Annotated in this window: 11 protein-coding genes; 3 read left to right on the top strand and 8 right to left on the bottom strand. The window is 59.9% G+C overall.

Annotated features, from left to right (window positions below; genetic code table 11):
• Positions 1-1,714 (top strand): sulfatase (locus tag LJE93_03265; protein ID MCG6947920.1); only part of this gene is annotated, 1,714 nt, incomplete at its 5' end.
• Here the strand turns inward: LJE93_03265 and LJE93_03260 are convergent.
• Positions 1,702-2,403 (bottom strand): 4'-phosphopantetheinyl transferase superfamily protein, encoded by a 702-nt coding sequence (locus tag LJE93_03260; GenBank protein ID MCG6947919.1) that lies wholly within the window; start codon positions 2,401-2,403, stop codon positions 1,702-1,704. The genes LJE93_03265 and LJE93_03260 overlap by 13 nt on opposite strands.
• A gap of 170 nt (positions 2,404-2,573) precedes the next feature.
• Between LJE93_03260 and LJE93_03255 the strand changes: the two genes are divergently transcribed.
• Positions 2,574-2,972, top strand: coding sequence for an acyl-CoA thioesterase (locus LJE93_03255; GenBank protein ID MCG6947918.1), 399 nt, complete (start codon positions 2,574-2,576; stop codon positions 2,970-2,972).
• Between the two features lie 188 nt (positions 2,973-3,160).
• On the opposite strand, the gene LJE93_03250 is transcribed toward LJE93_03255, so the two are convergent.
• From LJE93_03250 to rfbD, 3 genes are all read right to left on the bottom strand, one after another.
• Positions 3,161-4,930, bottom strand: a complete 1,770-nt coding sequence (locus tag LJE93_03250) for a hypothetical protein (protein ID MCG6947917.1) — start codon at positions 4,928-4,930, stop codon at positions 3,161-3,163.
• An 89-nt stretch (positions 4,931-5,019) separates the two neighbouring features.
• A complete protein-coding gene (locus tag LJE93_03245) occupies positions 5,020-5,967 on the bottom strand; it encodes a GDP-mannose 4,6-dehydratase (GenBank protein ID MCG6947916.1) in 948 nt (315 codons plus the stop codon).
• A complete protein-coding gene (gene rfbD, locus LJE93_03240; GenBank protein MCG6947915.1) occupies positions 5,952-6,821 on the bottom strand; it encodes a dTDP-4-dehydrorhamnose reductase in 870 nt (289 codons plus the stop codon). The genes LJE93_03245 and rfbD overlap by 16 nt, the downstream gene beginning before the upstream one ends.
• Before the next feature lie 286 nt (positions 6,822-7,107).
• Here rfbD and folE point away from each other — a divergent pair, with 286 nt between their 5' ends.
• Positions 7,108-7,767 carry a GTP cyclohydrolase I FolE gene (gene folE / locus LJE93_03235; protein MCG6947914.1) on the top strand — a complete coding sequence of 220 codons (660 nt, stop codon included), beginning with the start codon at positions 7,108-7,110 and terminating at the stop codon, positions 7,765-7,767.
• Positions 7,768-7,853: 86 nt separating this feature from the next.
• Here folE and LJE93_03230 read toward each other — a convergent pair whose 3' ends face one another.
• The 4 genes from LJE93_03230 to LJE93_03215 form a co-directional block, all read right to left on the bottom strand.
• Positions 7,854-8,273 (bottom strand): hypothetical protein, encoded by a 420-nt coding sequence (locus LJE93_03230; protein MCG6947913.1) that lies wholly within the window; start codon positions 8,271-8,273, stop codon positions 7,854-7,856.
• 147 nt (positions 8,274-8,420) lie between these two features.
• On the bottom strand, positions 8,421-9,347 hold the full coding sequence (locus LJE93_03225) for a CsgG/HfaB family protein (GenBank protein MCG6947912.1): 927 nt from the start codon (positions 9,345-9,347) through the stop codon (positions 8,421-8,423).
• Positions 9,348-9,501: 154 nt separating this feature from the next.
• On the bottom strand, positions 9,502-9,945 hold the full coding sequence (locus LJE93_03220; protein MCG6947911.1) for a CBS domain-containing protein: 444 nt from the start codon (positions 9,943-9,945) through the stop codon (positions 9,502-9,504).
• Positions 9,946-10,064: 119 nt separating this feature from the next.
• A complete protein-coding gene (locus tag LJE93_03215; protein MCG6947910.1) occupies positions 10,065-12,326 on the bottom strand; it encodes an NADP-dependent malic enzyme in 2,262 nt (753 codons plus the stop codon).
• Positions 12,327-12,415 lie beyond the last annotated feature (89 nt).

The raw sequence follows: 12,415 nt of genomic DNA, 5'->3' as shown, positions 1-12,415 counted from the left end.
CAGCGGCGCGGCACCGCGGGGTGAGGTCGAAATCGAGGATGAGGATGTGACGCAGAGCGGCTGGTCGGCAGTGGAGTTCGTGCGCTGGGTTGAGGCCGGAAGCCGACTCGTGGGCAAATTCGAATCGCCGCTCGAGACCAGCCCTCGACAGCATTTCTCGATTTCGGTCGACACCGGCGACGATGCCAATCCAGCTGTTTTCGATCTCGCGGGGGGGTCGCCCGTCGAGCCGGGCAGTATCAGGAGTGTCGATCTGCCGCTGCGGACCACGGAGGGCTTGGTTCGAATTCGGTTGACTGCGAAGGGACCCGGATCCGCAGGACGATGGCAAAACTTGCGGCTGGTCGGTGAATCAACTACTGCTGCGCATACGACCGAATCGGCTCCGGATCCGCCGAGGGTGGTGTTGGTCTACGTGCTCGATGCGCTCCGCGCCGACTTTGTCGACCACCTCGGCGCGACCATCGGCGCGAGTCCCTGCATAGATCGGCTGGCATCCGAAGGAGCCGTGTTCAGGAATCACTTTTCGGTTGCTCCAAACACCGGGCCGGCCACCAAGTCTCTCTTCACCGGTCACGGCTTTCTCCAGGGGCGCGCACTGTCCCCGTCGGGGCCTGAAACTCTGGCAGAGGTGTTTACCCAGGCCGGGTTCGTGACAGCGTCGTTCTCCTCCAACCCGCATCTCACGCCCGGGTTCGGCCTGACCAGAGGATTCGAACACTACGAATACCTTCCTATCGTTCAGGATCACCGCCGAGGAGGAAAGGTCGTCGTCAACGACAGTGCCAGGCGAGTTCATCGGGCGGTCCTCAGATGGCTCGACAATCGTGCAGTCGACGAGTCGTTCTTTCTCTATCTCCACACCCTCCATCCCCACAATCCCTATACTCCGCCCAGGCCTTATCCACGCCGGTTCGTTAGCGCGTCCGCAAAGCACCTCGACGGGCGGACGCGGACGCTCGCCTCGATCCGGGACGCCGAACGGGAGGTGACGCTCGAGGACCAGAAATGGCTGCGCCAGAGGTACGCGGCGAATCTGGCGTACAACGACGCCGAGCTATGTACTTTGATGGAAGAGATTCAACGCCGGTTTCCGGGACAAGCGATGGTCGTGATCACCTCCGATCACGGCGAGGAGCTCTTCGACCATGACGGCGTTCTTCACGGATACACGCTCTACGATGAAATGCTGCATGTGCCGATGGTCGTGTGGTGGCCGGGCGTCGTTCCGCACACGGTCGTAGCTGAACCGACCGACACTCTCGATCTCCACGCCTCCCTCGTCAACCTGGTCAGGCCGGGAGAGGCAGGTGATGTGGAAGGTGGCAGGGCACTGTGGGACGCGATTTTCGGGGAGTGGAACGGAGGCCGAGAGCCCAACCTTCACTTCGCCACTGCTCCGGGCCTCAGGATGGCCGCGATGGCACGCTCCGAACGGTGGAAGTTGATCAGGGTTCCGAGGCCGCGATTCGACTGGGGCATGGGGCGAGGCCGGGGTCGAACGCACGACGCGGAGTATCTTTTTCACCTCGAGTTCGACCCCGGTGAGCATCGCAACGTTGCCGGGTCGTCCTCCATCGAGGCCGACTGGCTGCGGTCGCGCCTTCAGGCCTGGGAGGCAACCTGGCGCCTGAGACAGGAGGCAGGGGAGCATCGGACCGAGATCGATCGAGACACCAGACGGCAGCTCGAAGCCCTGGGTTACGTCGACTGAAGAGAGAAATGATGGCCGACGGCGTCCCAGCCTGAACCTCGAACGACCACCGAGCACAGAAACGCAGGATCCAGCCCGGGAAACGCCAGGGTCCATCGGCCGGCCTGGTCAACGAAGCGAACTACCTTCGGATTCCCATTCGCGGAAATTTCCACCCCGACGTTCTTCATGCCTCCTGGCAGGCCGGTTCCGACAGCTTTGAGTGCCGCCTCCTTGCACGTCCAGAACCGGAGGAGCAGGGCATCTCGCTGATCTTCGGGCGTACGCTCCAAAACACCCAGCTCATGTTCAGTGCACACCCGTTGCGCGAGGGATGCACCGCGTTTCAAGGATCGTACGCATTCGATGTCGACACCGATATCGTCGGTTGCGAGGGCGACGGCCACGAAATCTCCCGAATCGCTGGCGTTGAAATTCAGTCCGCAATTGTCGAGAAAGGGCTTACCGTGGCTGCCGATCGAAAACTCGATGTCGGTCGGCTCAACGCCGGTCGCCCGGGCCAGAATCCTGCGCAGGGCCGCCCGCGCTGCTATGAACCGGCGCCCGGCTGTGGTGACGCGAAATCGATCCGCCCGGACCAGTTCTTCGGGTGTGAGCATCCCTCGAAGGCGATCGATTTCCGCCTCGCTGAGGCGGAGATCTGCCCACCACACCTGTACCTGGCCGGGAATGATTTTGATTTCACTCATCCAGGGAATCGTACTACCATCGGCCGGTTTTCATGACTTACGGCGACCGTCCGCCCCAGAGATCAGGGATTGGTTCTGCCGTCGGAAAAGCACTGCGGGCACTGATGACTTATCACTGACAACTGCACACGTCCATCCGATAACCGTTGCAGTGCTGTTACCCTTGCGCCATGGACGATTACCCGTTTTCCTGCCCCATCCAGGTGCGGTGGCGCGATCTCGACGCCTTTGGCCACGTCAACAACGCCACCTTCGCCAGCTATCTCGAGATCGCTCGTACCGAGGCGTGGACCGAATTGTTCGGTGGTCGGGATGCGTTGCAGATTCCGTTCTTCGTCAAACGCCTCGAGATCGACTATAAGCGGCCGGTGGCGCTGGAGGACGAGGTTCGCGTATGGCTCAGGGTCGGCGAGCTCAGGGGTGCCTCGTTCGATTTCGAGTACCTGGTGCAGTCCGGAATCGAGGTGGCTGCAGAGGCCGTTACCCGTCTCGCATGCGTTGAAAGGCGATCGGGCAGACCGGTGCCGATCGATCCAGAAGTGCGTGCGACTCTCGAAAAGCTGCGATAGCGCTGAAAAACAGATCTCGATCTTCGATGTTGGATGTTCGATATTTGCTCCGCCCACCCGCCAGCCAGATACTCGTCTCTCGATACTCGTTTCTCGTTCCGTTCGCCCACCCTTTGACAATTCAGCCTTACGATTTAGTGATTGGTTGAATCGAGCATCGAGCATCGAGCATCGAGCATCGAGCGTGATTAATCCATCTCCAGCCATGTGAACCAGATCGGATGGTTGGCCTTGTACCATTTCAGAACCTCGCGGATCAGCTCTCGTTTGTCTGACGGCATGACCGATTCGTCGATCTGACTGAAGCGCACCAGCATGCTGTCTCCGGGCAGATACTCGATGGCCTCTGAGCAGAGGGTCTGGAGCTCGTTGCGAATACGGCCCGAATCCGAGATTTTGACCGCTCGCCGCCGGTAATCCTGCCCTGAGTAAAAGCGATCGAGCAGCGGCGAAAAAACCATTCGCATTTCCTCAAATGGTTCCATCAGCCGCAGCTCGACAGTCGCGTCAACCAGACCGAGACGGGTCGCGGCACGAGTCGTGACCCGAAACGTGTCTTCGGCCACCTGCTTCACTCCTTCAGATCCACTGTAAGGATCGGGGAGCAGATAACCGGCGAGGGCAAGAACTCGCCACTCCTTGAGCGGGAAAAAATCATCCGCCGTCAGCGTGCGTTGGTCGACTGGCATCAAGGCTTCCCGCGCCGATTGCAGGCTCGCTCGATACGCATCGACGAAATCGGGCTCGATCTCGGCTTCGAGCGTCGCGGCGAGTTCGGCCTCGAAATCGTCGCTGTCGGGGTCGAGAGTGATGATGTGCTGCTCCCGCCCAATGGAGGCCTTGAATTGAGACGAGAAAAGGCACATCGAAGTGGAAAGGTCGAGTATCGGATCGAGGCTGGCCGCCTGCATGGCTTCGGCTGAGGCGGCATACCCGTCGCAGATGAAGAGATGGGTCCTTCCCTCATCATCCGCATACGGCCCGATGCGGAAAGTGGGTGCATAGGTGCCGGATTCAGTGAATACCGGTTGCGAGGTCTGGGGAAGGATCCAGCCATCCTCGACCAGGTGTGCACCAACCGCCTCCCACTCCGCCCACAGGGCGCTGAGTCGATTCACGCGGGAAGGCCCGCCGAGTGTCCACACGTGAACGTTCTCCGGCGCTAGGTTGGGATAGGTGTCACGAATCGCTTCCATGACCTTGGCCCGAGGTGTTTTGAAGTCGATCAGAATCGATTTCTCCGCTGCTCGCGAGACCACCGCTTGCGGCAACGCCAGATTGCCCATGTAGCCCTCGTACGGTCGGGCCACCTTGAGCGGCTGATTGAACAGGTGGAGTACCGTCATCGGGCCGGATGGACTGCCCTTGGCGAAACGGGAAGTGTTCTCGAGCGTGTCTACTGCCGCACCCCATACGGTGATGCCGGCGGTTTGGAGATCGAGCCAGAAATTTGGCCACTCGTAAGATGGGTCGTTGACCAGGCGGTGGACTCGGCGGTCGAGGAAACGGGCGACCTGAGGCCGCGCGTAGACTCTGCCGAAACCCAGCAAGGGGTTGGATCCCATTTCGGGTGTCTCGCCGGCCTTGGGCATCAGCCCTTCGCCGAGGGAAATCATCACAGCGTGGTTCTCCGGCAGACTTCGCGTGAGATACCAAAGTGCCTCGGACATGGCGTAAGCTGAAACGGCGTCGGCATCTTTCTTCACGCGGTTGATACCCGCCTTGTCGAGGTCAGCGCCTTCTCCCCAGCGGCCGAAGAGCCTCGTACCGAGAGCTGTCACTGCCGTCGCCATGACGAAAGCCCGTTCCAACGAGCCTTCGACGAACGAGATGCCCTCGGTTGTCGAGTTCGTAATTCCCTGTAGTTCGACATCCTCAAGCCACAGGTGGAAGCGGCCGAGAATGGCCCGTGTGTCGAATGCCCATTGGGCGATCCGGTTGCGCCGGTCGTTGCTCATGTGGCCGATCCTCCTTCGGGCACTCTGCCACGGCGGGTGCCGGTACTCAAGTCGCTGCTCTACGTGCGAGACTGATCACCGAATACTGATCAATGATCTCTGACCCTGTCGCGCCACCAATCGAGGAGATCGCCGAGGGTCTGCTCCAGCGGGATTTCGGCCCGCCACCCAGTCAGATCGCTGAAACGGCTGTTGTCGCCGACTTGGCACGGGATGTCTGCGACTCTCATCCGCGCCGGATCCACCTCGATCTCGACCTCGATGTCGGTCAGGGTGAGCAGGCCGTCGAGCACCTGCTGCATTGTCGTCTGGCGACCCGAACAGACGTTGTAGGCCTCTCCGCCTTTGCCGTGCATCGCGCCCAGCCAGTAGGCTCGTACAACGTCTCTGACATCGGTGATATCTCGAATGGCCTCGAGGTTTCCGACCGCCAGGCAGGGTGGGTCGAGGCCGCGTTCGATGCGGGCGATCTGCCGGGCGAAACTCGAGGCAACGAAGCGCGCTGGCCGCCTCGGTCCCGTATGGTGGAAGGGTCTGATCCGAACGGTGTCGAGGCCGTGACCGTGGAAGTATTGCGCTGTCACGAGATCCTGCGACGCCTTGCTCACTCCGTACGGCGAAATCGGTGCCAGCGGTGCCGATTCGACGATCGGTTGTTCCGCCATTGGAACCGCACCGTAGATCTCGGCCGACGAAGACACAACGATCCTCGCATCGTAATCGCGGACTGCCTCCAGCAAGTTGACGGTTCCGAGTGCATTGACTTCGAGAAACAGCCCTGGGTTGTCCCATGAACTCGCAACCGACGAGGCTGCGGCGAGGTGGAAGACAACCTCCGGTTTCGCCTGGTCGACGGCGTTTTTCAGTGAATAGATGTTGGTGAGATCGCCCTCGATTGCAAAAACCGAGCGAGGAGCGTTGGCAAATTCACCTGCCCAGAGCAGACCCCAGATGTCGGCTTCGGGTGAAGCTTCGACGATATGCTCGACCAAGTAGTGCCCGACGAATCCGGAGACACCGGTTATGAGGACGCGCACGGTATATCCAGGTAGCGCCGCAAAGCGTCGTCCCAGGAGGGGAGGGCTCTGTTGAGCAGGGTTTCCAGACGGCAAGTGTCGAGAACGGAGTACGCGGGCCGGTGGGCCGGTCTCGGGAACTCCTGGGTCGTTACCTTTTGAATCTCGATCTCCTTGCCGAGAAGGTCAGCGATGGCGACCGCGAACCCATGCCAGGTCGTCTCGCCGGAGTTGACGGCGTGTACGATTCCTGTGGCTCCGACGGTGATGAGGTCGAGGACCGCGTCCGCGAGATCGCCACAAAATGTTGGGCTCCCCCGTTGATCTGCCACGACTCGAAGACTCCTCGCAGACTTGTCGATCTGGCTTCGTATGGCCTCGACAAAATTGCGTCCACCATGTCCGTAAAGCCAGGCGGTGCGCACAACGAGATGTCCGTTGGCGCGGGTGGCGAGCTCCTCCCCGCGAAGCTTGGTTCGACCGTATGCGCTCATCGGTGCGACCGGGTCATCCTCGCGGTATGGTCGACTGCCGTCTCCGGCGAAGACATAGTCTGTCGAGATCTGAACGAGATTCGCTCCGACCGCGTTGCAGGCGTCCGCCATGTGTCCGACGGCGGTTCCGTTCACCAGTAAAGCCTGCTGCTCGTCGGCCTCGCAGTCGTCGACTGCGGTGAAGGCCGCGCAGTTGACGACGTCGGTGGGCTTTGCAGCCTCGATCCATCTCACAACGGCGTCGGCATCGGTGATGTTGAGTGTATCGATATCACGGCCTTCAAAATCGATATCCCGAAATGCACAGGCGTCCGCCACAGCGCGGCCGAGCTGACCACGAGATCCGGTGATGAGAATCTTGCGCGGAGTGAATTCAGGCATCGCCGGGATGGTAACAGAGCGCCCACCCGTCGGCCCGGCAGACTGCCACACGGATTCCGCCGCCTGCCCACCCACGGGAAGACGGCTGTACAGCCCTTGGAGATTCTCCACCCACCGTTCCGCGGCAAGACGGCCAAGCGGCGCGAGCCGTTGTCGGGACCGCGGTCGTGCCGAATCGTCTTGCCGTTGAGCCGTTTTGCCGCAGAGCCGTCGAGCCTGGGTAGTGGAGTGGGACGGAATACGATACGCTGTGCAGCGATTGTCCGTGCACGGAGGAATGCAAGGCATGAATGACCCAGCGATTTTCGACTCACAGAAAAGCAATCAGGCCGATTCGGCCACCAACGGCGACAACTCGATCGCTCGCGGAGAGGAAAAGAGAATTATCGAAAACGTGGCTGAACACATGGCCGCAATCATGCAAGAGCTGAAGCTCGACCTCGGTGATCCCAACTACAAACACACTCCTCACCGCGTTGCGGAGATGTATCTGGAAATGTTTCACGGCCTGAGAGAAGGGGCCGAGCCGAAAATCACGACTTTCCCGAACGAAGAGGGATACAACCACATGGTGATCGAAAAGGAAATACCCTTCTACTCCATGTGCGCCCATCATTTCGTTCCGTTTTACGGCCATGCGCATATCGCCTATATCCCTGAAGCAGAAGTCATAGGCCTTTCCAAGCTACCGCGGATCTTGGAGTTCTATGCGAAGCGGCCGCAGCTCCAGGAGCGATTGACCGAGCAGGTGGCGGAGTTCCTCTGGACCAAGCTCGAACCCCAGGGTGTCATGGTGGTGATCGAAGCGCGCCATCTATGCGTGGAAATGCGGGGGGTGAAGAAGGCGGGTGCGTTGACCACAACCTCCGCGCTGAGGGGGTGTTTCGCCGACCGCAAGGTGCGCGAGGAGTTTCTCTCTTTGCTCCGCCGGCAGACGGCGTGGTAGCGCGAGCTCAGCAGCTTGTCGCCTCCCGCAGATGAGGTATGAACAGCGGGCGGGAGGAGTGGTGACAACAGGCCGGGAGCGGCGGATTAGCGCTCGATCTCACAATACAGGTAGACGCGCTGCATCGATTCCAGTGTCCGACCGGAGACCTTGAATTTCTGGGTCGATTCCTTGAGCCGATTGGTCGCAGCGTTCACCTGGGCGCACTCGATCCGATCGAGTGGATTCCCGTAGGTGTCTTCGAACAGAGCAATGACGAGAACCTTGACCCCCTCCGGGTTGGTGTTGACGAACCCGAGTTCGACCGTGATCGGCATGTCCTTTTCGGGCTCGATGTCACGATCACCGCGGACGTGGACCCCAAATCGTGACCAGCGAACACCCGAGATCTCGACCATCGGCTGGAGATCAGAATTGACGGTGAACTCGAAGTCATCCTGAAAAGGGTTTTCGACAGTCCGGTACTCGCTAACCTGGGAGGTGATCACGCCGGCACCTGCCAACATCACACACACGATGAGCTTCGTCGTACGTTGAATCAAGTCGTGCGCCCTCTGGGCTTTACCCCAATAAAATTATACATTGTAGAAAAGAGTCAATGAAAAAACCGCCGCGCCAAAGCACGGCGGCTTGGTTTTCGGCAATCCATTCGGTCAGGGCAGATGAACATCCATACCCTTTGCCACCGCAGATGCATCACCCGAGGTGACGTCGCAAATGGAGATCTTTTCCTTGACCTGGCTGACGGTGAGGCGCGCAATCTCGTTCATGCTCTCGTCGAGCACCTCGCCGGTGTCCGGATCACGAAGAATATCGGCTTCGCCGACGACAAACTCCTGCCCTACAGAAACACCTTCACGAGTGCCGCGGTTGACGTAGACCTTTCCGTTCTTCGTGAGTACAACCGAGCCAGTCCAGGAGAAGTTCGGCAGCTGTTCGACCATGAAGTCCACCGCTTCGGCGCACGCGTCTTGCACCGCCAGCCCGACGTTGTCCTTCTTGTTTCCGCCAAACGCTGCTCCCCAGCTGCCCGTGTTGTATCCGACGCCGAGGTTCTGGCGCTTGTGAGTGCCGACGACGCTCTTTGACGCCAGGACCTGACCGGTCGTCGAATCAACGATGTAGATTGTCGCGTTGACCTCGCCCTTGCCGCCGCCGCCACCGATGTTGAAACCTTTCACGCGGATCCCACCACCGCCTCCACCGGTGTCTCCCTGAACGTGAGTGATGGCTCCCTTGACAAGCAACTGGGCGGGTGTCATCTGTCCAGTCACAGGTGCCTTTTTGCCTCCTGCCGTGCGCCCGGACGCTGCGAAGTCCTGTTCATCGAGAGCCGCAGCACGCATGTCGGTCTCACCGAGGACGATGAACTTGCCGGTCTGGTTGAGCATGTCGGTGAGGACTGTGTCCCAGGCGTCGCCCAGATCCCAGTGGCCATGCCAGCCAGACTGATTCTCGAACTTGGTGACGGTCACCGTGTAACGAAGTCCGCCGGTGGCTTCCTGGGCGATGGCGGGCTCCCCGGCAAAAACGATGGCGACTAGAGTCGCGGACAAGAACAACCTCTGACATCCCTTCATGACGATCCTCCGCGTGTTTCGTTGGTGCATAACAGTTTACACCCGACGCGTTGCGCTTCTAGCCCGCATTATTCATTCATGAGTTCTCGTTGTTCGAGGTTTCGTTTTCAAAGGATGTGGGTGGCGGCAGTGCGCCGAAATCCGAATTCGGAAATCAACCCGGATACTTCCCCGTGATGAAATCCGTCAGGTGCTGGATGTGGCCCTCCTGATTGCGGCTCACACTGCGGGTCAGGTCTCCAGAAGAAACAACACCTTTGAGGTCCCCGTCGTCGACCACGGGAAGGTGTCGGATCCGCCTCTCGGTGATCACCGCCATCGCCTCCTCGATGCGGGTGCTCGATTTGACGGTCGCGACCTCGGACGTCATCACGTCGACGATCTTCGTGGCTGCGGGATCGCGTTTCTCGCCGACTACGCGACACAGCACATCGCGCTCCGTGAAAATGCCGACTAGTTCGCCTGAGACACAAACCAGGAGCGCACCGATACGTTCTTGGTTCATTTTTTCGACCGCGTCGAGGACAGTAGCTTCTGGCGCTACGTGATGGACGGCGGTCCCCTTGCTCGCGAGTACGGATTTCAGAGTATTCCGCATGGTCGCCTCCAGAGTCTCCCGGGCCCCCGGAGGAGACCCGTTGTGTCACGATTTCACTGTTCCTCGATAACAGAGACCTGCCGAGGCTTCATTCCAGCCGTGATCAACCGTGAGTCGGGTCAGCTCCACCTCTGCGCTTTGAGGACGCAAAGTGCTGCCATGTTGACCACGTCGTTGACGTCCACCCCGCGTTGGAGAACGTGAACCGGGGCGTCGATGCCGATGAGGATGGGCCCGATCGCTTCCACCTTGCCAAGGCGCCACAGCAATTTGTATGCAATGTTGGCTGACTCGAGATCCGGACAGACCAGAATATTCGCATCACCCTGGATCTGCGATAGCGGAAAGGCCTCGCGCGCAATCGATGGTTCGACGGCGGTATCGGCCTGCATTTCGCCCTCGATGATGAGTTCCGGCCACCTTTCCTGGGCGATGGTAACGGCGTCCCGGACCTTCTGTGACCGTTGGTCGATGTTGGAACCGAAGTTCGAGTACGAGAGCATCGCCACCCTCGGTTCGACCTCGAAATAATGCTCGGCAGCCTGGCTCGTGAGCCAGGCGATCTCTGCCAACTCTTCCGCCGTGGGGTCCTGGTTGACCGTTGTGTCGGCAATGAAGAGCATCCGATCCTCGAAGAGCAGGAGGAAAGCGCCTGCGGCTTTCTTGACACCTTCGCGGACCTTGTGGATCTGCAGGGCGGGTCGAATCGTCTCCGGATAGGACATATTGATGCCTGCGATGAGTCCTTCGGCATCGCCGCGATGAACCATCATGTTGCCGAAGTAGACCGGATCGCGCATCGCCTTGGTTGCAGTATCCAGAGTGACGCCCCGGCGCCAGCGAGTGCGGGCGAGGATTTCTGCGTACACTTGGGCCTTCTCGCTGGCAAGTGGATCGATGACCTCGACCGCGCCGTCCGGCACCTCGTGATCGGCCAGGAGCCGTTCAATGATTTTTGCGGAACCGAGTAGCACCGGTTTGCAGATGGATTCGTCGGCGAGGATCTTCGCGGCACGGACGATCTTGTCGACCTCGCCTTCGGGGAACACGATTCGTTTGGGGTCGGCGGCTGCCTGGTCGAATACGCTGTGCATGACCCGCCGGGTGCGCGAGAGGCGATTCTCGAGCTCGCGGACGTATTCCTCCTTCGACGCGTACGGCTTGCGTGCAACTCCGGTCTCGATCGCGGCTTCGGCGACAGCTGGCGCTTCCCATAGCAGCACCCTGTAGTCGAAGGGCTTCGGGATCAAGTAGTCGCGTCCGAACTTGATCTGTTTGCCCCCGTAGGCCCGGACGACGGAATCCGGAACATCTTCCTTGGTGAGATCTGCCAGCGCGCGGGCCGCGGCCAGTTTCATCTCCTCGTTGATATGAGTGGACGCGACATCGAGAGCACCGCGAAAGATAAAGGGGAAACCAAGCACGTTGTTGACCTGGTTGGGATAGTCGGATCGCCCAGTGGCCATGATCACGTCGGATCGAACTTCGAATGCGTCCTCTGGGAGAATTTCGGGATCCGGGTTGGCCATCGCGAAGATGATCGGGTCCGGGGCCATCGACTTGACCATGTCCTTGGTGACCAGGCCTTTGACCGAAACACCGGCGAAGACGTCGGCGCCCTCCATCGCGTCGGCCAGGGTGCGCGCATCAGTGTCGACCGCAAAGAGCTCCTTGTACTTGTTCATGCCGGTTTTTCGACCCTTGTAGATCACGCCCTTCGAGTCGACCATCAGGAGATTTTCCCGCTTGACCCCAAGTGAGACATAGAAAGCGGCGCAGGCGATACCGGCCGCTCCAGCGCCGGAGAAGACGACCTTGACGTCTTCAATCTTCTTGCCGGCGATTTCAACCGCATTCATCAGTGCTGCGCCTGAAATGATGGCGGTGCCGTGCTGATCGTCGTGAAAGACCGGGATATCGGTGCTCTGCTTGAGCCGCTCCTCGATCTCGAAGCACTCGGGGGCACCGATGTCTTCGAGGTTGATGCCGCCGAGGGTGGGCGCGAGAAGCTCACAGAAGCGGATGATCTCCTCAGTGTCCTTGCTATCGAGCTCGATGTCGAAGACATCGATATCGGCGAATCGTTTGAAGAGAACCCCCTTGCCCTCCATCACCGGCTTGCCTGCCATCGGGCCGATGTCACCGAGCCCCAGCACGGCCGTGCCGTTGGAAACCACGGCGACGAGATTTCCCTTGTTGGTGTACTCGTAGACCAGTTCGGGATCACGCGCGATCTCGAGGCAGGGTTCCGCGACCCCCGGCGTGTAGGCAAGAGAGAGATCGCGTTGTGTGATACACGGTTTGGTGGGCACAACCTCGGTTTTCCCGTGTCGTTTGCCGGTGTGATAGGCGAGAGCTTCTTGTTTGGTGATCTTCTTCATGGCCGGTTTCCTCGATTCGATCGTTGTCGGGCGGAATCGACTCGCAAGGGGCTTCCACGAGCGCGGACCATAGTGCTTGAGAGGACCCT

The sequence above is a fragment of the Acidobacteriota bacterium genome, assembly GCA_022340665.1.
In the GTDB taxonomy this organism is placed as follows: Bacteria; Acidobacteriota; Thermoanaerobaculia; order Thermoanaerobaculales; family Sulfomarinibacteraceae; genus Sulfomarinibacter.
The sequence above is the reverse complement of the archived record's forward strand: the minus strand, read 5'-3'. Positions and strand labels throughout refer to the sequence as shown.

What these genes read in the sequence shown, in the direction of transcription:
- LJE93_03260 (MCG6947919.1), bottom strand. Translation starts at nt 2,403, where the DNA reads ATGAGTGAAATCAAAATCATTCCCGGCCAGGTACAGGTGTGGTGGGCA.
- LJE93_03255 (MCG6947918.1), top strand. Translation starts at nt 2,574, where the DNA reads ATGGACGATTACCCGTTTTCCTGCCCCATCCAGGTGCGGTGGCGCGAT.
- LJE93_03250 (MCG6947917.1), bottom strand. Translation starts at nt 4,930, where the DNA reads ATGAGCAACGACCGGCGCAACCGGATCGCCCAATGGGCATTCGACACA.
- rfbD (MCG6947915.1), bottom strand. Translation starts at nt 6,821, where the DNA reads ATGCCTGAATTCACTCCGCGCAAGATTCTCATCACCGGATCTCGTGGT.
- folE (MCG6947914.1), top strand. Translation starts at nt 7,108, where the DNA reads ATGAATGACCCAGCGATTTTCGACTCACAGAAAAGCAATCAGGCCGAT.
- LJE93_03230 (MCG6947913.1), bottom strand. Translation starts at nt 8,273, where the DNA reads ATGTTGGCAGGTGCCGGCGTGATCACCTCCCAGGTTAGCGAGTACCGG.
- LJE93_03225 (MCG6947912.1), bottom strand. Translation starts at nt 9,347, where the DNA reads ATGAAGGGATGTCAGAGGTTGTTCTTGTCCGCGACTCTAGTCGCCATC.
- LJE93_03220 (MCG6947911.1), bottom strand. Translation starts at nt 9,945, where the DNA reads ATGCGGAATACTCTGAAATCCGTACTCGCGAGCAAGGGGACCGCCGTC.
- LJE93_03215 (MCG6947910.1), bottom strand. Translation starts at nt 12,326, where the DNA reads ATGAAGAAGATCACCAAACAAGAAGCTCTCGCCTATCACACCGGCAAA.